General features: G+C 73.7%; 22 protein-coding genes and 1 pseudogene. 9 read left to right on the forward strand and 14 right to left on the reverse strand.

Annotated features, from left to right (window positions below):
* Positions 1–2: 2 nt before the first annotated feature.
* Positions 3–1,676: an FAD-binding dehydrogenase gene (locus AMK11_RS34675; protein ID WP_073732102.1), complete on the forward strand. Its 1,674-nt coding sequence runs from the start codon at positions 3–5 to the stop codon at positions 1,674–1,676.
* Between the two features lie 36 nt (positions 1,677–1,712).
* Here AMK11_RS34675 and AMK11_RS34680 read toward each other — a convergent pair whose 3' ends face one another.
* On the reverse strand, positions 1,713–2,066 hold the full coding sequence (locus AMK11_RS34680) for a DUF488 domain-containing protein (RefSeq protein WP_073732103.1): 354 nt from the start codon (positions 2,064–2,066) through the stop codon (positions 1,713–1,715).
* Positions 2,067–2,203: 137 nt separating this feature from the next.
* Between AMK11_RS34680 and AMK11_RS38300 the strand changes: the two are divergent.
* Positions 2,204–2,368: pseudogene (locus tag AMK11_RS38300) on the forward strand (DUF6098 family protein); the annotation flags it as partial.
* A 28-nt stretch (positions 2,369–2,396) separates the two neighbouring features.
* Here AMK11_RS38300 and AMK11_RS34685 read toward each other — a convergent pair.
* Entirely contained in the window at positions 2,397–2,648 is a 252-nt protein-coding gene (locus AMK11_RS34685; protein ID WP_073732104.1) for a WhiB family transcriptional regulator, read from the reverse strand.
* A gap of 110 nt (positions 2,649–2,758) precedes the next feature.
* Positions 2,759–3,673, reverse strand: coding sequence for a LysR family transcriptional regulator ArgP (locus tag AMK11_RS34690; protein ID WP_241847149.1), 915 nt, complete (start codon positions 3,671–3,673; stop codon positions 2,759–2,761).
* A gap of 68 nt (positions 3,674–3,741) precedes the next feature.
* Here AMK11_RS34690 and AMK11_RS34695 point away from each other — a divergent pair, with 68 nt between their 5' ends.
* Together AMK11_RS34695 and AMK11_RS34700 are read left to right on the forward strand one after the other, a co-directional pair.
* Positions 3,742–4,356 (forward strand): LysE/ArgO family amino acid transporter, encoded by a 615-nt coding sequence (locus AMK11_RS34695; protein ID WP_073732106.1) that lies wholly within the window; start codon positions 3,742–3,744, stop codon positions 4,354–4,356.
* A gap of 96 nt (positions 4,357–4,452) precedes the next feature.
* Positions 4,453–5,751, forward strand: coding sequence for an MFS transporter (locus AMK11_RS34700; RefSeq protein ID WP_073732107.1), 1,299 nt, complete (start codon positions 4,453–4,455; stop codon positions 5,749–5,751).
* A gap of 7 nt (positions 5,752–5,758) precedes the next feature.
* Here the strand turns inward: AMK11_RS34700 and AMK11_RS34705 are convergent, their stop codons facing one another.
* The 3 genes from AMK11_RS34705 to AMK11_RS34715 form a co-directional block, all read right to left on the reverse strand.
* Positions 5,759–6,214 carry a cyclic nucleotide-binding domain-containing protein gene (locus tag AMK11_RS34705; protein WP_073732108.1) on the reverse strand — a complete coding sequence of 152 codons (456 nt, stop codon included), beginning with the start codon at positions 6,212–6,214 and terminating at the stop codon, positions 5,759–5,761.
* A gap of 293 nt (positions 6,215–6,507) precedes the next feature.
* The gene (locus AMK11_RS34710) at positions 6,508–7,977 is read right to left on the reverse strand and encodes an aminotransferase class I/II-fold pyridoxal phosphate-dependent enzyme (RefSeq protein ID WP_073732109.1); all 1,470 of its coding nucleotides are present in this window, start codon (positions 7,975–7,977) and stop codon (positions 6,508–6,510) included.
* 49 nt (positions 7,978–8,026) lie between these two features.
* Positions 8,027–8,242, reverse strand: a complete 216-nt coding sequence (locus AMK11_RS34715; protein ID WP_073732110.1) for a hypothetical protein — start codon at positions 8,240–8,242, stop codon at positions 8,027–8,029.
* A gap of 126 nt (positions 8,243–8,368) precedes the next feature.
* Here AMK11_RS34715 and AMK11_RS34720 point away from each other — a divergent pair, with 126 nt between their 5' ends.
* The 5 genes from AMK11_RS34720 to AMK11_RS34740 all read left to right on the forward strand — a co-directional run bounded on the left by AMK11_RS34720 (position 8,369) and on the right by AMK11_RS34740 (position 11,602).
* The gene (locus tag AMK11_RS34720; protein ID WP_073732111.1) at positions 8,369–8,815 is read left to right on the forward strand and encodes an ATP-binding protein; all 447 of its coding nucleotides are present in this window, start codon (positions 8,369–8,371) and stop codon (positions 8,813–8,815) included.
* A gap of 178 nt (positions 8,816–8,993) precedes the next feature.
* Complete coding sequence (locus tag AMK11_RS34725) at positions 8,994–9,860, forward strand: SigB/SigF/SigG family RNA polymerase sigma factor (RefSeq protein WP_073732112.1); 867 nt, start codon at positions 8,994–8,996, stop codon at positions 9,858–9,860.
* Between the two features lie 31 nt (positions 9,861–9,891).
* The gene (locus AMK11_RS34730) at positions 9,892–10,125 is read left to right on the forward strand and encodes a DUF5133 domain-containing protein (protein WP_073732113.1); all 234 of its coding nucleotides are present in this window, start codon (positions 9,892–9,894) and stop codon (positions 10,123–10,125) included.
* Positions 10,126–10,305: 180 nt separating this feature from the next.
* Positions 10,306–11,139: a DUF1206 domain-containing protein gene (locus AMK11_RS34735; RefSeq protein WP_073732114.1), complete on the forward strand. Its 834-nt coding sequence runs from the start codon at positions 10,306–10,308 to the stop codon at positions 11,137–11,139.
* Between the two features lie 28 nt (positions 11,140–11,167).
* Complete coding sequence (locus tag AMK11_RS34740) at positions 11,168–11,602, forward strand: hypothetical protein (RefSeq protein WP_073732115.1); 435 nt, start codon at positions 11,168–11,170, stop codon at positions 11,600–11,602.
* Positions 11,603–11,606: 4 nt separating this feature from the next.
* Here the strand turns inward: AMK11_RS34740 and AMK11_RS34745 are convergent, their stop codons facing one another.
* The 8 genes from AMK11_RS34745 to AMK11_RS34780 form a co-directional block, all read right to left on the reverse strand.
* The gene (locus AMK11_RS34745; protein WP_073732141.1) at positions 11,607–13,853 is read right to left on the reverse strand and encodes an FUSC family protein; all 2,247 of its coding nucleotides are present in this window, start codon (positions 13,851–13,853) and stop codon (positions 11,607–11,609) included.
* A 102-nt stretch (positions 13,854–13,955) separates the two neighbouring features.
* Positions 13,956–15,332: an NAD(P)/FAD-dependent oxidoreductase gene (locus tag AMK11_RS34750; protein WP_073732116.1), complete on the reverse strand. Its 1,377-nt coding sequence runs from the start codon at positions 15,330–15,332 to the stop codon at positions 13,956–13,958.
* Between the two features lie 233 nt (positions 15,333–15,565).
* A complete protein-coding gene (locus AMK11_RS34755; RefSeq protein ID WP_073732117.1) occupies positions 15,566–17,305 on the reverse strand; it encodes a PP2C family protein-serine/threonine phosphatase in 1,740 nt (579 codons plus the stop codon).
* The gene (locus AMK11_RS34760) at positions 17,302–18,366 is read right to left on the reverse strand and encodes an ATP-binding SpoIIE family protein phosphatase (protein ID WP_073732118.1); all 1,065 of its coding nucleotides are present in this window, start codon (positions 18,364–18,366) and stop codon (positions 17,302–17,304) included. The genes AMK11_RS34755 and AMK11_RS34760 overlap by 4 nt, the downstream gene beginning before the upstream one ends.
* Positions 18,366–18,806, reverse strand: a complete 441-nt coding sequence (locus AMK11_RS34765; protein ID WP_073732119.1) for an anti-sigma regulatory factor — start codon at positions 18,804–18,806, stop codon at positions 18,366–18,368. The genes AMK11_RS34760 and AMK11_RS34765 overlap by 1 nt, the downstream gene beginning before the upstream one ends.
* Entirely contained in the window at positions 18,806–19,237 is a 432-nt protein-coding gene (locus AMK11_RS34770; protein ID WP_073732120.1) for an STAS domain-containing protein, read from the reverse strand. The genes AMK11_RS34765 and AMK11_RS34770 overlap by 1 nt, the downstream gene beginning before the upstream one ends.
* A complete protein-coding gene (locus AMK11_RS34775) occupies positions 19,234–20,130 on the reverse strand; it encodes an STAS domain-containing protein (RefSeq protein WP_073732121.1) in 897 nt (298 codons plus the stop codon). Before AMK11_RS34775 ends, AMK11_RS34770 begins: the two co-directional genes overlap by 4 nt.
* A gap of 156 nt (positions 20,131–20,286) precedes the next feature.
* Positions 20,287–20,679 carry an STAS domain-containing protein gene (locus tag AMK11_RS34780; RefSeq protein WP_073732122.1) on the reverse strand — a complete coding sequence of 131 codons (393 nt, stop codon included), beginning with the start codon at positions 20,677–20,679 and terminating at the stop codon, positions 20,287–20,289.
* Positions 20,680–20,768 lie beyond the last annotated feature (89 nt).

Consider the following 20,768-nt stretch of genomic DNA (forward strand, 5'->3'; position numbering starts at 1 on the left):
CCATGGATGCCGACGTCATCGTGGTCGGAGCGGGACTGGCGGGTCTGGTCGCGGCGCACGAGCTGACCAGCCGGGGCAGGAGGGTCGCCCTCGTCGACCAGGAGAACGCGGCCAACCTCGGCGGGCAGGCCTTCTGGTCCTTCGGCGGCCTCTTCCTCGTCGACTCCCCGGAGCAGCGCCGCCTCGGCGTCAAGGACTCCGCCGACCTCGCCTGGAGCGACTGGCAGGGCAGCGCCGGCTTCGACCGGACCGGGGACGAGGACTCCTGGGCGGTGCGCTGGGCGCGCGCGTACGTCGAGTGGGCGGCGGGGGAGAAGCGCTCCTGGCTCGCCGGACACGGCATCACCTTCCTGCCCACCGTCGGCTGGGCCGAGCGCGGCGACCTCAGGGCGGGCGGGCACGGCAACTCGGTACCGCGCTTCCACATCGCCTGGGGCACCGGCACCGGAGTCGTCGAGCCGTTCGTGCGGTACGCGAAGCAGGCCGCGCGCGACGGGCTGCTCACCTTCCACCACCGCCACCGGGTCGACCACCTGGTGGTCGAGGACGGCACGGCACACGGCGTGCGGGGCACCGTCCTCGCCGAGGACCGCTCACCGCGCGGCGTCGCCTCCAACCGTGACACCGTCGGCGAGTTCGAACTCACCGCCCGCGCCGTGATCGTCACCTCCGGCGGCATCGGCGGCGACCACGACGTAGTCCGCCGCCACTGGCCCGAGCGCCTCGGCACCCCGCCCGCCGAGATGGTCACCGGCGTCCCCGCCTACGTCGACGGGCGGATGCTCGACATCAGCGCCGAGGCGGGCGCACGCCTGGTCAACCGCGACCGGATGTGGCACTACACCGAGGGCGTGCGCAACTGGGACCCCATCTGGCCCGGCCACGGCATCCGCATCCTGCCGGGCCCGTCTTCCATGTGGTTCGACGCCCTCGGCCGCCAGCTGCCCGAACCCTGCCTGCCCGGCTACGACACCCTCGGCACCCTGCGGCACCTGCGCACCGCCGACGGCCTCGCGGACCACGGCCACTCCTGGTTCATCCTCACCCAGAAGATCATCGAGAAGGAGTTCGCGCTCTCCGGCTCCGAGCAGAACCCCGACATCACCGCCAAGGACCGCGCCCGCTTCCTGCGCGAGCGCGTCCTAGGCAAGGGCGCGCCCGGCCCGGTGGACGCCTTCCTGCGCGAGGGCGCCGACTTCGTGAGCGCGCCGAACCTGGAGCAGCTCGTCGACCGGATGAACGGACTCACCGACAAGCCGCTCCTGGACGCCGCCTCGATCCGGCGCCAGATAGAGGCCCGCGACCTCCAGATGGCCAACCCCTACGCCAAGGACGCCCAGGTCCAGGGCATCCGCAACGCCCGCCGCTACATCGGCGACCGCCTCGGCCGGGTCGCCGCCCCGCACCGCATCCTCGACCCGGCGGCGGGCCCGCTGATCGGCGTCAAGCTGCACGTCCTCACCCGCAAGACCCTCGGCGGCATCCAGACCGACCTCGACTCCCGCGCCCTCGGCGCCGACGGCACGCCCGTCGAGGGCCTGTACGCGGCCGGCGAGGTGGCCGGCTTCGGCGGGGGAGGGGTGCACGGGTACAACGCGCTGGAGGGCACCTTCCTCGGCGGCTGCCTGTTCTCCGGACGTGCGGCGGGCCGGGCCGCGGCACGGCAGACGGCCTGAGCGGACAGCGCGCGCCTCACCGGCCGCTCCGGCTCCTCACATCCCGTCGAGGAGCCGGAGCAGCACGGACGCGTGGCTCTCCGCAGGCGACTTGGACGCCGTCAGCAGCGTCACGTCGCCCTCGCCCGCCAGCTCCCGCACGTGATCGAGGAGCTCCGCCGCCTCGGGCGCGGCCAGCTCGGCCTCGTACCGCTCGGCGAACTCCTCGTACGAGCCCTCGCCCGCGTGGTACCAGCGGCGCAACCCGGTCGACGGGGTCAGCCCCTTGGGCCACTCGTCCACGTGTGCCGCGTCCTTGGCCACGCCCCGCGGCCACAGCCGGTCGACCAGGACCCGTACGCCGTCGTCCGGCTCGGGCGGATCGCAGACGCGGCGCACCCGCACGCTCATGGCCACTCCCCTCTCGACGGCAGTGCTGCCGCGAGCCTACGTCCGGCGTCCACGGGGCGCCGGGGACGGGTGGGCCGTTCGGGAACGGCCCGAGTCCCCGCCGTGCCCCGCGGGTACTCCGTGGCTCCGACGGCACCTGGTGGGCGGACCGGCCCGTGCGGGTGTGGGCGGCCCGGCGGCTGCACGACTACGCGCACCTGCCGCACGACAAGGGCCCCGGCGTCCACCCCTGGGTGCTCACCGGCCGCGAGGCGGGCCGCGGTCCGGACAACGAGCCGCTGGTGGCCGACGCCCGGCCGCTGAAGAAGCCGCCGGGCCGGGGGCCCGGATTCAGCCGGACCTCCTGCGCACCGCCTCGCGGCGCTTGAGCGCCCGGCGCTCCAGCTCACTGGTCCCGCCCCACACGCCGATGGACTGCCCGGTGTCGAGCGCCCATCGCAGACACTGCTCCCGCACCGGACACGTCCGGCAGACCGCCTTCGCCTGCTCGGTCTGCAGAGCGGCCGGTCCGGTGGTGCCGATCGGGAAGAACAGGTCGGGGTCCTCCGTGCGGCACGCGGCGTGCTCTCGCCAGTCGTCCATCAATGTCACCTGCGATCGGTATCGTTGGCGCCCTCGGATTGCCTTGCTCCGCTTCGGGTGGCCTGTCGATGCGCGGTGAAACCGGCGCCGTGCCTGCGATCGCGCCCCGCCTACGCCCGCAGCGCCTCGGCCGCCGCCGACGCCACCGCTTCGGCCAGCGTGGCCAGCGCGGGGGAGTCGAGCCTCCACTGCTGCCAGTACAGCGGGGTGTCCACCGGAAGTCCGGGGATGAACTCCACCAGCCGTCCGGACCGCAGCAGCGGCAGTGCCTGCGGCTCGGGCACCATGCCCCAGCCCAGACCCGCGGCGACCGCCTCGACGAATCCTTCCGAGGTCGGCACGTAGTGCCGCGCGGCACTCGCGCCGCCGTGACCGAGCCGCCGGGCGAAGCCGTCCTGGAAATCGTCCCGCCGGTCGAACACCATCACCGGCGCCTCGGCGATCCGCTCGCGCACCGGCCCGTCCAGGTGCCGGGCGGCGAAGTCGGGGGCGGCGCAGGGGAGATACCGCATCCGCCCCAGGTACCGGACGGTGCAGCCGGGGACCGGGTCGGCCGACGAGGTCACCGCGGCCATGACCACGCCCTCCCGCAGCAGGGTCGCCGTGTGGTCCTCGTCCTCGCGGCGCAGCTCGAAGCAGAGCCGGGGCTCTTGGGGAACCCGCGTCAGCGCGCCCAGGAACCAGGTCGCGAGCGAGTCGGCGTTCACGGCCACCGGGATCCGGGTCGGCTCCCCGGCCACGCTCAGCCCGAGTTCGGCGTACGCGTCCCGCTCCAGCCGGGCCACCTGGCGGGCGAGGCGCACCAGCACCGCCCCGGATTCCGTCGGCCGCACCGGCTTGGTGCGCAGCAGCAGCACCCGGCCGGTGCGCTGCTCCAGTGCCTTCACCCGCTGGCTGACCGCGGACGGCGTCACGTGCAGCGCCGCCGCGGCCGCGTCGAAGGTGCCCTCGTCCACCACGGCCAGCAGGGTGCGCACCTGGTCCAGGGGAAGGTCCGCGAAGGCCGGCATGCTCGGTCCCGTCATCACGAGCGCTAAGGATACGTAAGAATCTTTAGCTGTACGTCCTGTGATCGTCCGCTTAGCGTCGGAGCATGACCAACGCCCTCACCGCCGCGGCCGCCGGCTTCGGCACCGGCCTCTCGCTCATCGTCGCCATCGGCGCCCAGAACGCCTTCGTCCTGCGCCAGGGCGTCCGCCGCGACGCGGTCCTCGCCGTGGTCGGCATCTGCGCGCTGTCCGACGCGCTGCTCATCGCCCTGGGCGTGGGCGGGGTCGGCGCGGTGGTGGTGGCCTGGCCGGCCGCCCTGACCGTGGTCGGCTGGGTCGGTGGCGCCTTCCTCCTCTGCTACGGCGCCCTGGCCGCCCGGCGCGTGTTCCGGCCGGCCGGCGCGCTGCGGGCGGAGGGCGACGCGGCCGGCTCGCGCCGCCGGGCGGTCCTCACCTGTCTGGCGCTGACCTGGCTCAACCCGCACGTGTACCTGGACACCGTGTTCCTGCTGGGCTCGGTCGCCGCCGACCAGGGGTCGCTGCGCTGGACCTTCGGCCTGGGCGCCGCGGTCGCCAGCCTGTGCTGGTTCGCCGCGCTCGGCTTCGGCGCCCGCTACCTGGGTCGCTTCCTGGCCCGCCCCGCGGCCTGGCGGGTGCTCGACGGGCTGGTCGCCGCCACCATGATCGTCCTCGGCGTCACGCTCATCGCCGGGGCCTGAACGCGCCCGGAGCGGCAACGCGGGGTCCTCGGGCTCGAACGGGGCTGCGATAGTAAGCGCGCAGCCTGAAAGATGTATCGAGCACGTAGGAAGCGCGTGGACACCAGCGAGAGCAGTACCGAACCAGGGTCGAAGGACCCCGCCCCCGACGGGGCAGCGCGGCGCGGCCTGCGCCGCTGGGCCATGGACACCCGGCCGCTGCGCCGCCCGGCCTACCGCAGGCTGTGGTCGTCGACCATCGTCACGGCGGTCGGCAGCCAGCTCACCGCCGTCGCCGTGCCCAAGCAGATCTACGACATCACCGGCTCCTCGGCGTGGGTCGGCGCCGCGAGCCTCGCGGGTCTGCTGCCGCTGGTCGTGTTCGCGCTGTGGGGCGGCGCGGTCGCCGACACCATGGACCGCCGCAAACTGCTGCTGATCACCAACAGCGGTATCGCCGTGACCTCGGTGCTGTTCTGGCTCCAGGCGGTCACCGGCCTGGAGTCGGTGGCCGCCCTCATGCTGCTGCTCGCGCTCCAGCAGGCCTTCTGGGGCCTGAACGCACCGGCTCGCAACGCCTCCATCGCCCGCCTGGTCCCCGAGGACGAACTCCCCGCCGCCAACGCGCTCGGCTCGACCGTCATGCAGACCGGGCAGGTGGTCGGCCCGCTCCTCGCCGGCGTCCTCATCCCGGTGATCGGCCTGCCCGAGCTGTACCTGATCGACGCCCTGGCCCTGTGCGTCACGGTGTGGGCGGTCCACAAACTGCCCGCCCTGCCGCCGCTCAAGGGCACGGCGGTCCGGCGCGCCGGTGTGCGGGAGGTGGTGGCGGGCTTCCGGTACATCGCCGGGCACAAGGTGCTGCTGCTCTCCTTCCTGGCCGACATCGTCGCCATGGTCCTCGGCATGCCCCGCGCGCTGTTCCCGCAGCTCGCCTCCGAGACGTACGCCGGATACGGCGAGGGGTTCGCCCTCGGTCTGCTGTTCGCGGCGATACCCGTCGGCGCGGTGGCCGGCGGGCTGTTCTCCGGCACCTTCTCCCGGGCCCGCCGGCACGGCTGGATGGTGATCGGCTCGGTCGTGGTCTGGGGCGCCGCCGTCACCGGCTTCGGGCTGAGCTCGAGCCTGTGGCTCGCGGTGGCGTTCCTGGCGGTGGCCGGCGTCGCGGACATGGTCTCCATGGTGTTCCGCGGGGCGATCCTGCTGTCCGCCGCGACCGACGAGATGCGCGGGCGCATGCAGGGCGTCTTCATCGTGGTCGTGGCGGGCGGCCCGCGCCTGGCCGACGTGCTGCACGGCGGCGCGGGCTCCGCCTTCGGCGCGCGGGAAGCGGTGGCCGGCGGCGGACTGCTCGTCGTCGTGGTGATGCTGACCCTGGCGGCCGCGATGCCGGCGCTGCGCCGCTACCGCGTCTGACGGCGCCTCACAGGGAGCCCCGCCCGTGCAGTGCGTAGTGCTCCATGAGGCGGCCCCTGGTGGTCTCCAGCCGGTGCGCGAGGATCTCGGCGACCGACCGCACCAGCACGACGCCCAGCTGCGGATCCTCCTCGCACAGGCGGAGCACCGCGGCGGCGTCGAACTCGTAGGCGCGCACCGGGCTGAAGGCCTCGGCGCCGAAGTCCCACTCGTAGGGCGGGAACAGCCAGGACCAGCCGAGCAGGTCGCCCGCCCCGAGACTGGCGACCGTGACCCGCTGCACGGGGGTCACCTCCTGGGTCAGGGAGACCGCGCCGGAGCGGATGACCCAGAAGCGGTCGGCCCGGCCGCCCGCCTCGAAGATCCGGGCGTCCTCCGCGAAGGAGACCTCCCGGGCGAGCGCCGTGAGGCGTGCGCGCTGCGGCTGGGGGAGTGCGGTCAGCAGCTTGATCGCTTTGGTCATGGCACGGGGCTCCTCGCCGGCGATTCGGTTCCGGGGCTTTCCCTATGCCCATTTCAGACGCTGTCGGCTCCCCGGGCACCTCGGCGGACGGAGAATCCCGTGCGGATTCCGTGCCGCATCCGGGTGCGGGCGCGGCAGGGCATGAAAAAGCCCTGGCCGGACGGGGGAGGCCGGCCAGGGCCGTAAGCGGTGACGCACGAAGGACATTCCGTCGACTCCGTCGCCACGTATGGATGAACGCTAAACCATCTCCGGGGGTTCCGCGAACCCGAGACCGGGGCACGTGACCGGTTTCACTCACAGCGACACCTGATCGTCTCCAGGGCCGGGTCGCTCGGGTCCGGGAGGTACATGCCGGCGTCCAGACCGCTGCGCAGGTACCGCAGGACCGGCTCGGCCAGCCGCTCGCCGGGCAGGACGGCCGGGATGCCGGGCGGGTACGGCGTGATCATCTCCGCGGCGACCCGGCCGGCCGCCCGGCCGAGCGGCACGTCCTCGGTCGGCCCGAAGAACGCGTCCCGGGGGAGTACCGCCTGCGGCATCCGCAACCCGGACGGCGAGGGCACCTCGACCCGCGGTGCGGGACCGAGACCCGGAGCGGCACGCGCCAGGTCCTTGAGCGCGGCGAGCAGTTCCCCCGTGGTCTCCCGGTCGTCGCCGTGGGTGATCTGCATGTTGACGCGGCGGTGGTCCGCCAGGTGCGCCACCACGCCCCGCTGCTCGCGCAGCCAGTCCGCCGCCTGGAAACCCGAGACACCGAGCCCGTCGAGATCGATCACGACGGGCAGCGGGTCGAAGCCGTGGGCCAGCCCCGGGCCGCAGAAGTCGTCCCGGCCCTCGACGCGCATCCCGTCGATCTCCTCGACGGCCGCCCGCACCTCGGCCGCCAGCTCCAGCGCCCCGCCCATCAGCTCCCGGCCGCGCAGCACCATCTGCCGCCGCCAGCCGTCCAGCCCGGCGAAGATCAGCGCCGACGGGCTGGTGGTGCCCAGCAGGTCCGCCCGCATGCCGAGCAGCTTCGGCGGCACCAGGTCACCGCGCAGGTGGAACACGGAACCCTGCTCCAGACCGCTGCCCATCTTGTGGATGCTGGTCACGCAGATGTCGGCGCCCGCGTCCATCGCCCAGGAGGGGAGATCCGGGTGGAAGGGCAGGTGCGCGCCCCACGCCTCGTCCACGATCAGGGGTGCCGACCGCCGGTGGCACACCTCGGCGACGGCCCGCAGGTCGGCGCTCGCGCCGTACGGCGTCGGGCTGGTGATCAGCGCGCCCCTGGCGTCGGGGTGGGCGGCGAAGGCCCGCTCGAACTCCTCGGCCGACGGGGGATGGGCCAGGTGCCGCTCCGCGTCCCAGCGGGGCTCCACCCAGACCGGCTCGATGCCGGAGAGGATCAGCCCCGACACGACGGACTTGTGGGCGTCCCGGCCGATCAGCAGCTTCTCGTGCGGGCCCGCGACCGCCAGCATCGCCGCCTTCACCGACAGGGAACTCCCGCACGTCGAGAAGAACGTGTGCTCGGCGTGGACCGCGTCGGCCATCAGCTCCTGCGCCCGCTGGAGCACCCGCGACCGGGTGAGCCGGTCGTCCAGTCCGCCGGTCGCCAGCACGTCGCCGTAGAAGACGGCGTCGCCCAGCACCTCGCGCACCTCCGGGTCGGCCCCGCGCGCCTGCTTGTGCCCCGGCGGCGTGAACGAGAGCCGTCCCTCGCGGCGGTATTCGACGAGGGCTTCCAGCACGGGCGCGCGAGTGTGGTCGGCTGTCATGCCGACCCGGTTTCCCGGCCTCACCGCCGCCAATCCGTCCCCCGGCCGGTCAGCGGGGACCGCGCCCCGGGGTCAGCACCTCGTCCAGCACCCGCAGGACGGCCTCGTACGCCATCGTCCGTACGGCGGCATCCCGGGAGCCGTCCGGATCGGTCGGCCGCAGCTCCTCGCTCCGGGCCCGCCAGGTCCGCTCCTGCTCCACCGCACAGGCCCTCGCCCGGTGCATGCGGCGCAGCAGTTCGTCCGAGTCCACAACATCCGTCATGTCCTCCGCGTACCCCCGACGGCCGCCCGGATGGCCCCTGAGCCGTAAGGGGGGCCGGATGTTTGGGGGTACCGGCAGAGGTCAGCCGGAAGTAACGGGTAGTCCCACCGACCAGGGAGCTGACGGATGAGTGAAAGGCACCCGACCCGACCCGCCGTCGCCCGGCCCGGCGCCGGCCTGCACCGGCCGTGCAAACCCGCCGAGGCACGGCAGACCGTCGAACGCGTCGTCACCGAGTGCTGCGGCACCCAAGGCCCCGAGGGCCACGCGTCCTGCGACGCGGACGCCCTGTCGGACGCCGTGCTGGTCGCCTCGGAACTGACCACCAACGCGATCCTGCACGGCGGCGGCATCACCGACTTCCGGGTCGATGTCGTCGGCCCCGGTGTCGAGCTCTCCGTGTGCGACCGGAGCCACGACCTTCCGGTGGCCGTGCCGCAGACCGACCCCCAGGGACGCCGCCGCGTCGGCGGCCGGGGCTGGCCGATCGTCTGCCGGCTGGCCCGTGACGTACGCGTGGCAGACCTTCCGTCGGGAGGCAAGTGCATCACCGTGGTCGTTCCGCTGTCCTGAGTACTTTTGCAAAAGCGGAGTTTGTTCCACCGGGGCAGGGGCAGTCGCAAGTTCGTGCTTCGGACCGGAGGCGCAGCAGCGGGAGCGGTATGGCTGCTCGGGCCCTCCGGGTGAGTGACCCGGCCGGCGCCGCTCCCGCGGAAAGTCCCCCTGAGACCACCGTTCAGGAGCGATCCGCATGCTCACAGAAACACCCACCGTCCGTCCCGAAACGCTCGGATCCCCCGAAACCACCGCCCCCGCCCGTCGCCGGCACGACGACGCCCCGGACACCATGGCCCTCTTCGGCCGGCTGGCCGCCCTCGAGGAGGGGCCCGAGCGGGACGCGCTCCGCGACGAACTCGTCGCCGCGTGGCTGCCCATGGCCCACCGGATCGCCGGCCGTTTCCGCGACCGCGGCGAGTCCATCGAGGACCTGCGCCAGGTCGCCGCTCTGGGCCTGGTCAAGGCCGTCGACCGCTTCGACCCGGAGCGCGGCGCCTTCGAGAGCTACGCCGTGCCCACCATCACCGGCGAGGTCAAGCGTCACTTCCGCGACCGGATGTGGGCCCTGCGGGTGCCCCGCCGGGTCCAGGAACTGCGCAACAAGGTGCGGGTGGCGCGGCGCGAGCTCACCCAGAGCCCCGGCAGCCCCGAACCGTCGGTGGCCGCCATCGCCGCCCACACCGGGCTGACCGAGGACGAGGTCGGCGCCGGGATGGAGGCGCTGGAGAGCTTCAGCACCCTGTCGCTGGACGCCGAACTCTCGGCCGGCGACGACGGCTACAGCCTCGCGGACACCCTCGGCGCGGCCGACGCCTCGTACGACACGGTGATCGACCGGGAGTCCGCCAAGGAAGGGCTGCGCAGGCTGCCCGAGCGCGAGCGGGCCATCCTCTACATGCGCTTCTTCGAGGACATGACCCAGAGCCGGATAGCCGACCGCCTGGGCATCTCCCAGATGCACGTCTCGCGGCTCATCAGCCGCAGCTGCGCCCGGGTCCGGGACGAGGCGATGGGACAGCGGACCGGCCACCGGGGCACCGGCCGGCCGGTGCGGACCTGACGGACCGGGCGACGGAGGAGGAACGAGACGGATGCTGATGCCCCACCCCGCGGTGCTGCGCGGGCTCCTCGAGGAGTACGAGGCGGCGGCCCTGCACGAACCCGGCGACGACCTGGGCGGACCCGGTCCCCGGACGCGTGACCTGGCGTACACGCTGTGCGTGTCGACCGGCACGCGCGACGTGCGCCAGGCCCTCGAGGCCGCCCGGCGGCAACTCGCGGCTCCTCCGGTCCCGGCCCCCGAGCCCGCGGTCGCGGCGGACTGACCTCGAGGACGGCTGGTGGACCGGCTGCCCGCACACCTCCGTGGTGTGCGGGCAGCCGGCGTGTCCGCGCGTACGGGGGGGCGGAAGCCGGGTCCGTGAGCCCCGACGCCGGTGACGACCGGGAGCCGGGTGTGCGGCCGGGAAGCCGGGGCATCCGCTGTCCCGGAGGGGAGGCTCACGATGAACGCACGTGTTCTCGCACATTCCGGCCGCGGCCGGGCCCGCCGGGCCGCGAACGGCTCGGCCGCCGAGGGGGCCGCCCGGGCGGGACTCACCGCCCGCGGCGTCATCTACCTGCTGGTCGGCGTACTCGCGCTGCAGATCGCCTTCGGCACCGGCAACCGGCAGGCCGACCGGGGCGGCGCCCTGGCCGAGCTGGCGGACAAGCCGTTCGGCGCCGTACTGCTGTGGGCGCTGGGCGCCGGACTCGTCGGCATGGCCCTGTGGCGGCTGTCCGAAGCGGTCTTCGGCGTCACGGGCAAGGACGGCCACACGGCCAGGAAGCGGCTCCCGGCCGCCGCCCGGTGCGTGTTCTACGCCTTCGTCGCCTACTCCGTCCTCGCCTTCGCGGCCGGCTCCGGCGGCAGCGGCTCCAGCGACCGGCAGTCCCGGGACGTCACCGCCAGGGTCATGGAGATGCCCGGCGGGCGCTGGATCGTGGGCGTGGCCGGCGCCGCGATCGCCGTCGCCGGCGTCGTCATCGCCGTACAGGCGCTGCGCCGCAGCTACCACAAGAAGCTGAAACTCGGCGCGCTGAGCCCCCGGGCCCGGCGGCTGGTCGACGTGACCGGCGTCGGTGGCGGAACGGCCCGCGGGCTCGTCTTCGCCGCGGCGGGCGCCTTCGCCGTACGGGCCGCCGTCGACTACGCGCCCGACAGGGCCAAGGGCCTCGACGACACCCTGCGCTCCTTCGCCGACACCCCGCTCGGCCCCTGGCTGCTGGTCTGCGTCGCCGCGGGCCTCGTGCTGTTCGGCGTGTTCTCCTTCGCCCTCGCACGCTGGCGCCGGGTCTGAGCCGCGCGGAGGGGGGAACACGGGGCGAATGAACGAACACGAGATTCCTCCGCCGGACGGACGTCCCGTGGACGTCTACCTCGACCTCCTGCGCGTACGCATGGAGAACGACGACTACCAGCTCCTGCTCAGCGTGGTCGAACCGGTCCTCCAGGCCATCGACGAGCACCAGATGCCCACCATCGACTTCTCCCTGGACGGGGACAGCGCCGAGGCGCTGCCCCAGGAGATCAGGGACGAGGCCGCGCTGGTCATCGCCACCGCGGTCACCGGCCGCCTGGACAACGAGGTCGTGGAAATCAGCACCGACGTGACCGGCCCGGTCCGGGTCGTCACCGACGCGGCCACCGCCTCCGACCCCGAGCGCCTCGGCGAGATCGCCGACTACCTCAAGGAACGCCACCAGCAGAACGAGGAACTGCGCGGCATAGCCGAGGCCAGCGGTCTGCCCAGCGACTTCTGACCCTTCACCGCTTCGGCGTCGCCACGGGCACGCCGAGCGGCCGGGCCAGGCCGACCACGGCCTCGTCCAGACGCTCCAGGTGCCGCAGTACCCGCCCGGTGATCCGGCCGTACCGCGGCACCCCGCCCGCCTCGAACTGCAGCAGCGAGGCGATGCTGGGACCGGTCTCCACCCCCGTGTCCGCGTCCTCGTCGGCGACGCGCGCGGCGATCGCCTCGATGTTGCGCACCGTGCGCCGCACCGCCCCGCGCAGCCGCGGGTCCGCCGCGATCGACGGGTGGGTGGGCAGCAGCTCGGCCGTCGCGGCCAGCGACCGCGCGTGGTACGCGCACGTCTCCAGCAGCGCCACCACGTACTGGGCGGTGTTACGGCGGGCCCGCAGCGGCGTGATCGGATGTGTCAGCGGCGAGGTGGCGGCCCGCAGGTCGCCCAGCGCCTGGTCCAGCTCCCGCGCCTTGTCCAGCAGATCGGCCGCCGGCCCGCCGCTGAGCTGGTCCACGGCACCCTCGGTGACGTCGGTGAGCCGCTCCAGCACCGTGCCGAGCAGTTCGTTGGTACGGCGGTCGGTGCGTATCGGCAGCACCAGCGCCGCCGCGACGATCCCGCAGGCCGCGCCGAGCGCCGTCTCCTCGATGCGCAGCACCAGCACCGACAGGCTGTAGGTGTGCAGCAGGGTGTACAACAGGCCCAGCATCGCCGTCACGAAGAACGACATCAGCGTGTACGACAGCGGCGCCGTGTAGAACATCGCGAAGATGAGCAGCAGCACCAGCCCGAACGCGATCCAGGTGTGGTCGCCGACCAGGCCGGCCAGCACGATGCCGGCCACCACCCCGAACAGGGTGCCCAGCACCCTGCGGTAGCCCTTGACGAGGATCTCCCCGGTGGACGCCGTGTTCAGGAAGACGATCCAGCACGCGAGCACCGCCCAGTACCAGCGCTGCGAGGACAGGAACTCCCCGCCGACGATGGCCAGCGAGGACCCCACCGAGACCTGCACCGCGGCCCGCGTGGTGGGCCGCCGCAGCCCGGTCGGTTCCTCCTCCTTCGCCTCCTCCTCGCCGGCGTCGATCGCGGCGTCCTCGGCGTCCAGCTCCTCCCGGGACCTGGTGGTCGCCGGGGTGTCGTCCGACTCGTCCTGGGGCCCGTCCAGGGCGATCCTGAGGCCCATGACCGCCCTCGCGGCCTCACCGACGCCGCGGAACACGTCCTGGACGGCCGGGATCGCCTCCGGCAGGTTCTCCTCGTCGCGGTAACCGAGCAGCCGGTTGCGCAGGTGGGACAGCGCGGTGCCGCGCGCCTCGGCGGGCGGCCGCAGCACCAGCGTGCGCAGCGCCCCCAGGTCCCGGCGCAGCACCTCCGTGGCCTCGCCGGGCGCCGGCGAACTGCCCACCGACGGCGCCGGCGCACCCGGCAGGTGCAGGGTCAGGGTGTCCGCCCGCTCGGCGCTGCGCGCGGTCAGCAGCAGCAGGCCCAGCCGCTCGGCCGCGATCTCGGCGTCCGCGATGCGCCGCTGCACCAGACGCGCGGTGGACGCGTCCGGAGTGCCGTCCTCCAGCCGCGACTGGATCATCAGGGCCGTCTCGTGCAGGCGCGCGGTGCCGTCCCGCAGGTGCTCCAGCGCCCGGTCGATCCCGTCCGGCCCGGCGTCCAGCAGCTCGATCTGCGTGGCGATCAGCTGGGCCAGCCGCGCGCGGAAGGCCTGCCGCAGCCGCTGGAGGATGCCCGCCGGTGTCGCCGGCACCACGGCGAAGCGCACCACCGCACTGCACGCGAACGCCACCGCGATGGCACCCAGGAGCCCCGGCAGCACCGACGGGTCGCCGCCGACGAACAGGGAGACGAAGTAGACCTGGAACCCGATCAGCCCGAGCGCCGTGCCGCGGTCGCCGAACCGTCTCACGAAGACGGCGAAGAAGATGAGGACGACGAAGAAGGCGTCGCCGACGACGACCCGTGAGGTGAGCAGCGAGCTGACCGACACCGAGGCCAGGGCGACGGGCAGTCCCAGCGCCAGCGTGACCGCCTGGGCGCCGAGCTCCTTCTCGCGGATGGCGAAGGTGGCGACCATCGCCGCCATGGCGCCCGCGACCAGATGGGTGACGTCCGCGCCGAACGCGGCGAGCACACCCAGCGCCAGAGCGATGGCGCCCACCGTCCGCAGGCCCGCCGTCAGCCGCAGCAGCCCCGGGTCGGACGCGGCGATCCGGTCCCGCAGCCGTGTCCGCACCGAGCGCCCCGCTGCCTTCACGCCGCCGTACACTCTCCCGACTCACACGCCCGACTCCCGGCCGGTTCACGCCGAGATCCACTTCTCAGGATGTCATGCCGCGCGCCCGTCCCCGCCACGGGGTCACAGCCGTGCCCGGCCCGCCTCCGCGACGCGCTCCTGCACCTGTTCCGGCGTCAGGTAGGCGTCCGTGTACTCGAAGTCCCGCAGCTTGGCCGGCTTGCGGGCCTGGAAGCCGGTGCGCACGAAATCGTCGCCCGCCACCGCGTTGAGCGCCCAGTTGGCCGCCACCCGCGCCTTGGCCACGCCCGTGCGCAGCGCCGACCAGTGGTAGCCGCGGGCCACCGCCTGGGCCGGCAGGCCCTTCAGTTCGACACCGAGCGGCTTGGAGACCGCGTCGGTGCCGCCGAGGTCGACGACGAGACCCAGGTCCTTGTGGACGTAGGGCCGCATCGGCTGGTTGCGCAGGGTGGCGATGACGTTCTCGGCGACGTGCCGGCCCTGCCGCATGGCGTGCTGGGCGGTGGGCGGGCAGACGGCGCCCTCCTGGCCCTTGGCGAGGTCGGGCACGGCCGCGGAGTCGCCGAGCGCGAACACCCCGTCGTGGTCGGGCAGGCACATCTCGGCGGTCACCGCGAGCCGTCCTCTGACCGTCTCCGCGCCGAGCGTGGCGATCAGCGGGCTCGCCACCACACCGGCGGTCCAGATCAGCGTGCGGGTGGGCACCACCCGGCCGTTGGTGAAGGTGACCTCCTCGGGGCCGGCCTTCTCGATGGAGACGCCGAGCGAGATCTCGATGCCGCGCCGGGTGAGCACCTCCTGCGCGTCGCGCCCGAGCTTCTCGCCGAGCTCCGGCATGAGCTTGGGCGCGATGTCGATCAGGTGCCACTTGATCAGGCCCGGGTCGAGCCGGCTGTATCGCTTGACGGCCGCGTGCGTCAGCCGCTGCAGACAGGCCGCGGTCTCGGTGCCCGCGTACCCGCCGCCGACCACCACGAACTGCAGCCGCGAGGCCCGCTCCACGGGATCCTGGCTGGCGTCGGCGAGGTCGAGCTGCGCGATGACGTGGTCACGGATGTACGCGGCCTCCGCCAGCGTCTTCATGCCGAACGCGTGGTCGGTCAGCCCCGGGATGTCGAAGGTGCGGGTGATGCTGCCGGGCGCCAGCACGATGTAGTCGTACGGCTCATTGACGATCTGGTCGGTGATGGTGCGCACCACGCACACCTTCGCCTTGAGGTCCACGCCGATGGCGCCGCCCGGGATGATCCGGGTGCGGTACTTGCTGCTGCGGCGCAGGGACAGCGCGATCGACTGGGGAGTCAGCACACCGGACGCCACCTGGGGCAGCAGCGGCAGATAGAGCTGGTAGGAGAAGGGTGTCACCAAGGTGATCTCGGCCTCGCCGGGGGAGAGCCTGCGCTCCAGACGACGGACGCACTCCACGCCGGCGAAACCTGCGCCGACCACCAGGATCCTGGGTCGTGTCACGGTGTTCATCCCTTTCTGCGGCTCCGGGGGTCTGCCGCGAACGCCGTTCGCGTGCCCCCGGATCGCTCTTTCGCACCTCGTCGATCCCATCGCGCCCGCCCGGATCCGGCCAGCCGGGCGCGGCAGGCAGGCGACACCTCCTGATCACCACCATGCCCCGCCCCGGCCCGGAGCGCACCGGGCGGGGGTGAACGGGCGGGAACTTTCCGGTGGGCGAGCGGTGCCCGGCCGGCGGAGCGGGGTCAGCGGGTGCCGCGGAGGTGGCAGAGGAGCAGACAGACGTCGTCGTCCCGCTCCGAGTCGCTGAGCAGCGGACTCAGGATGCCGTCCGCGGAGCCCTCCAGGTCCGCCTCCAGCGCCGCCGGGCCGAACGAGCCCAGCGCCTCGGCCAGCCGTGCGATGCCCGGGTCTATGCCCCGGGCGCGCCGCTCCACCAGGCCGTCCGTGTACAGGGCGAGTGTCGAACCCGGCGCCAGTGGCACCGTGTGGTCGGCGATTTCCTGCTTCAGTGGAATGCCCAGCATCGCGCCCGGTTTGGCATCCAGGGTCCGGACCCGCCCGTCCGGGGTACGCAGCACCGGCGGCGGATGGCCGGCGGCGGCCCACGTGAGGGTGGGCTCGTCGGGGTGGAAGCGGGCGATGACGGCCGTGGCGAACAGATCGGGCTGGAGGTGGTGCAGGAACGTGTGCAGCCGGGTCAGGAGCCGGCCGGGGCTGCCGCCGTCGACGGCGTAGGCCCGCAGCGCCGTACGCAGCTGACTCATCATCACCGCCGCGCGCAGCCCGTGCCCGGTGACGTCGCCGACCACGGCGATGACGCCGCCGTCCGGCTGCCGGAACGCGTCGTACCAGTCGCCGCCGATGTTCAGCCCGTGGGTGGCCGGGAGGTAGCGCGCCGCCATCGCGAGCCCCGGCGGGGCGGGCAGTTCCGTGAGCAGGGCCCGCTGGAGCGTCTCCGCGATGTCGCGGTTGTGCTGGTAGCGCTGGGCGTGGTCGATCGCGATGCTGGCCCGCCGGGTCAGCTCGATGACCATCACGGCGTCGTCCGGGTCCCAGCGCTCCCCGGGCGGCGACAGGGTCACCACGCCGAGCGGCGCCTGCCGGGTCGGCAGCGGGATGCACAGCAGGGGGCGGTCCGGAGCCAGCGCCGAGGGCGGCTGGTCGTCGACGCCCGGCAGGTCGCCCGGATGCGGGGCGGCGTACTGCGGCCGGCCGGTGCGGGCGGCGACCACGGCGGCCGCCGGATGGGCGGGGCCCGGCCGGTCGCCGTCCTGGTCGAACAGCCAGACGTCGACGGAGGCGGCGTACTCGGGCACCAGCAGCTCCGGCAGCCGGCGCACGATCTCGTGGTGGTCCAGCGACGCGGTCAGCACGGCGCTCGCGTCCGCCAGGAAGGTCAGCCGGCGCCGGGCGTTCTCCGCCTCCGTGCGCGCCTTGCGCTCGGCGGCGAACGCCTCCCGCTGGGCCCGTCCGGCGGCGTCCAGCTCGGCGTGCAGCGCCACCACGCCCTGGTTGGTCTGCTGCAGCTCCTCGCGGTGGAAGTCGACCAGGTGCTCCTGCTCGGTGAGCCGGTCCAGGACCAGCGCGGTGTCCTCGTCGGCCCCGAGCAGGGCCTCGGCCAGCGCGGCCGGGTCGTCCACCGTGACGTCCGCCTCGGCGGCCGGCACCGCCTCCGGGCAGGGCACCGTGACCCGCCACGGCGGCTGGCCGGCGGCCGCGGCGTCGCGCGACGGTGTCACCACCGCGTGCAGCACACCCCGGCCGGCCTCCGCCTCCGCAGTGGCGGGCGAGGCCGTGCCCGCCTCCAGCGTGAGCCGCCACGTACCGCCCTTGGTCAGGCACAGCCGCAGCTGCGCGCCGAGCGAGGCCAGCAGCCGGGCGCGCTCCAGCGGCGGCACGCCGTAGGCCGCGGCCAGGCGCGCGGTGGCGATGCGTGCCCGCGCCGCGTCGGTGATGTCGGTGATCTGCCAGGTACGGGTCATGGGCCGTCCGGCGGGGTCGAGGCCAGCACGGCCACGGCGGTGTCGTCCCGCACCGGCCGGGCCGGACTGCTGGCGTCCCGGACCGTCACGGCCGCCGCGACCGCCGGATCGACCACCGTACGGCAGGTGTCGTCCGTCGGCGTCCAGCGGCTCGGCAGGCCGTCGCTGTGCAGGACCAGCACCCGGTCGTCCGCCCAAGCCGTCTCCTCCTCGCGCAGAGTGGTGGGCCGGTGGGTGCCGACGATGCCCGGCCGGGAGACCAGGTGCCGCCAGGTGCCGTTCTCGCACAGCCGGGCCCCGATATTGCCGACGCCCGCGAAGCGGAGCACCGAGGCACCGGTGTCGACCTGGGCCACCGCGACGGCCGCGCCGCGGGTCCCGGACAGCGCGGTGTCCAGCCGCCGCAGCGCCTCGGCCGGCGACAGATGCGCCGCGCCGCGCAGCGCCTCCACGGCGGCGGTGGAGGCACGGGCGGCCTCCGGGCCATGGCCCAGCCCGTCGGCCAGCATCAACGTCACCCGGTCCCCGGAGCGGACCCACGCCCAGGCGTCGCCCGAGTACTCCGCACCACCGAACGGCACGTTCACGGCCCCGGCCCGCACCCGGGCCGCCGGACCCCGGTCACGGGCCGTGACGCCGAGTACGGGGCCGATCCGGGCGACCACCACCGTGCCCCGGCCGGGGACGCTGTGCAGGTCGAAGTCGTCGGACAGTCGGGCGCAGGTGCCGAGACCGGCGCCGAGGGAGCCCGTCGTGGTGAAGCCGTCGCTCAGCGCGGCGGACACGTCGGCGATCCCGGGACCGTGGTCGACCGTCGCGACCTGCACGAGCAGGTTCCGCTCCCGGCCGGACGCGAGGACCGCGGGGGCGACGACGTCGATGAGGACCTGGCCGCCCCCGGCGTGCTTGAGCAGATTGGTCGCCAGCTCGGTCGCCACCAGCGCCGCCGTGGCGGTGCGCTGTTCGTCCAGTCCGGCCACGGACGCCGCGTGCTCCGCGGCCACCCGGGCGTCGCGCACCCGGGTGGAGTCGTGCACCGGTACGTCCCACACGCGCGGCATCAGGTCTCCTCACGCGGGCGGGGAGCCCGGCCCACCCAGGAGGTGACCCGCACGGTCGTGCCCGCCCCCGGATCGCTCTCGATCGCGAAGTCGTGCACCAGCCGCCGCGCTCCGCCCAACCCCATGCCCAGCCCGCCGCCCGAGGTGAAACCGTCGCTGAGCGCCTGCTCCAGGTCCGCGATGCCCGGCCCCTCGTCGCTGAAGGTCAGCCGGAGGCCCTGCGCACCGCCCTCGGTGACCGGCTCCGTCTCCATCGTCCCGCCACCGCCGTACACCAGCGTGTTGCGGGCCAGTTCGCTGGCCGCCGTGACCAGCTTGGTCTGGTCCACCAGACCGAAGCCGAGCTGCGCGGCCGCCTGCCGCACGTGCTGACGTACCCACACCAGATCCATGTCCGAACGGATCGGCAGGCGGGCCTGGGCGCCCGCGGTGGTGGGCATCACAAACTCTCCCGGCGCAGGCCGCCGTAGCGGGACGACGGCGCGTGCTCCGTGAGCAGTTCCATGGCCACCTCGGTACTGAGCGCGGTGTGCACTCCCGGCAGCGTCAGGCCCAGCTCCACCAGGGTGATGGCGACCGCCGGCCGCATGCCGACGACCACGGTCCGCGCGGCCAGCAGCTCGGTCTGCCCGGCGATCTCGGCCAGCACCCGGCCGAGGAAGGAGTCGACGATATCCACCCCGGAGATGTCGATGACCACGCCCCTCGCCCCGCTGCGGGAGATGGTCTCGGCGAGGTCCTGCTGGAGCTGCTGGGCCGTGCTGTCGTGCAGGTCCCCCTGAAGGGTGACCAGCAGCACCTCGCCGAGCCTGAGCACCGGGACATGACCTGTCACGGGACCCCCGTGGGGCCCCGGGAACGCCCCGCTCACCGCGTGACCGTGCCGTTCGCCCCTGGGGTCACGATCCCGACCCCGAGCTGGTGCAGCACGTAGCCCAGCGCGTCGGCGAGGCTCGCCCGGGTCACCACGGTGCCCAGGTCCAGACCGAGGTGGACCATCGTCTGCGCGATGGCCGGCCGGATGCCGGAGACGATGCACTCGGCGCCCATCAGCCGGGCCGCCGCGACCGTCTTCATCAGGTGCTGGGCCACCAGCGAGTCGACGGTCGGGACCCCGGTGATGTCCAGGATCGCGTACCGCGCCTGCTGCTCGACGATGGACTCGAGCAGCGTCTCCATCACGACCTGGCTGCGGGCGCTGTCCAGCGTGCCGATCAGCGGGACGGCCACGATGCCGTCCCACAGCTTGATCACCGGAGTGGCCACCTCCAGCAGCTGCAGCCGCTGGCGGTCGATCAGCGCCTGCCCCTCGCTGAGCGCCGTCTGCATGACCACGACCCGCAGGGTGCCCATCAGCACGCTCAGCGTGGTGACGCAGTCCCGGGCGTGCTCGGCCGACGCGTCCGGGAGATCGGCCAGGAGCAGGTTCTCGACCGGCGGACGCAGGGTGGCCAGCTCGCTCGACACCTGGGCGGTGCTCAGCCCCGCCCGGGACCGGGCCGCGCCCATCCGGGCCAACTGCTCGCGCACCGCGGTGAATCCGGCGGCGTCCGGGTCCTCGACCCGGTCCGCGTCCGCGACTTGGGCCAGGGCGTCGACCACGGTCCTGCCCGCCTCGACCGCCTCGTCGCGGGAGACGGTGAACACGGCCCGGAACAAGGGCTCGTCCGCCCATCGCTGGGCGATCTGCTCACGGCGGCGCCGCAGAAAGTCCCTGACCTCGTGCGTCGGCGATCCCGCCGTTCCCTCCGCCTGATCCGGCACCTGTCCCACTCCCTCATCCGCGTTGCGCCGCAGCGCCCATAAGGCTGCGCGGCGGCGACGTGTCTCTGCCGGGCGTCAACTGTAACCACCCGCCGACCTCGCACGACACCTGCTCCCGCACGAACGGTCCGGATGAGCGTCGGGCAGGGCAGGAACTCAGGCCTCCGGTATCTGCGGACCCTCCGGCTGGGCGTCGACGCGGGAGAGCGCCTCGTCGACGTTCTCCGAGACCGGCACCGTGATGCTCACTCCCGTGAGATCCAGCACCCGTCGCACCGCCGCGGTGGGGGCGATGATGTGCACGCTGCCCGGCAGCTCGCGGGCCTCCTGGTAGACGCGCAGAATGATGTTCATGCCGGAGGAGTCCATGAACGGGACCTCCGACAGATCCAGCAGGAAGTGCCGCCGCCCGTGGTGCAGTTGGTTGGCCAGGTGGTGCTGGAACTCGGTCGCCGTGTCGACGTCCAGGTATCCCGCCACCTTGAGCAGCGCGACCTCCTCCCGCTCCAGCGTCACCTCGACGGACAGCGGGTTCTGGGCTATGGGCACGTGTACCTCCAACAATGCGGCCGGGCGGTGGAGCGTGATGTCCCACCGCGCACGGCGGTTACCCGCGAATCCGTCCGTCACACCCCCCT

Source organism: Streptomyces sp. CB02414 (assembly GCF_001905385.1).
Taxonomy (GTDB): Bacteria; Actinomycetota; Actinomycetes; order Streptomycetales; family Streptomycetaceae; genus Streptomyces.

Excerpts from the sequence above, each read along its gene's own strand:
- AMK11_RS34690 (WP_241847149.1), bottom strand. The coding sequence starts at position 3,673 with ATGACGGGACCGAGCATGCCGGCCTTCGCGGACCTTCCCCTGGACCAG.
- AMK11_RS34695 (WP_073732106.1), top strand. The coding sequence starts at position 3,742 with ATGACCAACGCCCTCACCGCCGCGGCCGCCGGCTTCGGCACCGGCCTC.
- AMK11_RS34710 (WP_073732109.1), bottom strand. The coding sequence starts at position 7,977 with ATGACAGCCGACCACACTCGCGCGCCCGTGCTGGAAGCCCTCGTCGAA.
- AMK11_RS34740 (WP_073732115.1), top strand. The coding sequence starts at position 11,168 with ATGAACGAACACGAGATTCCTCCGCCGGACGGACGTCCCGTGGACGTC.
- AMK11_RS34715 (WP_073732110.1), bottom strand. The coding sequence starts at position 8,242 with ATGACGGATGTTGTGGACTCGGACGAACTGCTGCGCCGCATGCACCGG.
- AMK11_RS34725 (WP_073732112.1), top strand. The coding sequence starts at position 8,994 with ATGCTCACAGAAACACCCACCGTCCGTCCCGAAACGCTCGGATCCCCC.
- AMK11_RS34720 (WP_073732111.1), top strand. The coding sequence starts at position 8,369 with ATGAGTGAAAGGCACCCGACCCGACCCGCCGTCGCCCGGCCCGGCGCC.
- AMK11_RS34765 (WP_073732119.1), bottom strand. The coding sequence starts at position 18,806 with ATGCCCACCACCGCGGGCGCCCAGGCCCGCCTGCCGATCCGTTCGGAC.
- AMK11_RS34755 (WP_073732117.1), bottom strand. The coding sequence starts at position 17,305 with ATGACCCGTACCTGGCAGATCACCGACATCACCGACGCGGCGCGGGCA.
- AMK11_RS34760 (WP_073732118.1), bottom strand. The coding sequence starts at position 18,366 with ATGCCGCGCGTGTGGGACGTACCGGTGCACGACTCCACCCGGGTGCGC.
- AMK11_RS34750 (WP_073732116.1), bottom strand. The coding sequence starts at position 15,332 with ATGAACACCGTGACACGACCCAGGATCCTGGTGGTCGGCGCAGGTTTC.
- AMK11_RS34685 (WP_073732104.1), bottom strand. The coding sequence starts at position 2,648 with ATGGACGACTGGCGAGAGCACGCCGCGTGCCGCACGGAGGACCCCGAC.
- AMK11_RS34730 (WP_073732113.1), top strand. The coding sequence starts at position 9,892 with ATGCTGATGCCCCACCCCGCGGTGCTGCGCGGGCTCCTCGAGGAGTAC.
- AMK11_RS34735 (WP_073732114.1), top strand. The coding sequence starts at position 10,306 with ATGAACGCACGTGTTCTCGCACATTCCGGCCGCGGCCGGGCCCGCCGG.
- AMK11_RS34675 (WP_073732102.1), top strand. The coding sequence starts at position 3 with ATGGATGCCGACGTCATCGTGGTCGGAGCGGGACTGGCGGGTCTGGTC.
- AMK11_RS34705 (WP_073732108.1), bottom strand. The coding sequence starts at position 6,214 with ATGACCAAAGCGATCAAGCTGCTGACCGCACTCCCCCAGCCGCAGCGC.
- AMK11_RS34680 (WP_073732103.1), bottom strand. The coding sequence starts at position 2,066 with ATGAGCGTGCGGGTGCGCCGCGTCTGCGATCCGCCCGAGCCGGACGAC.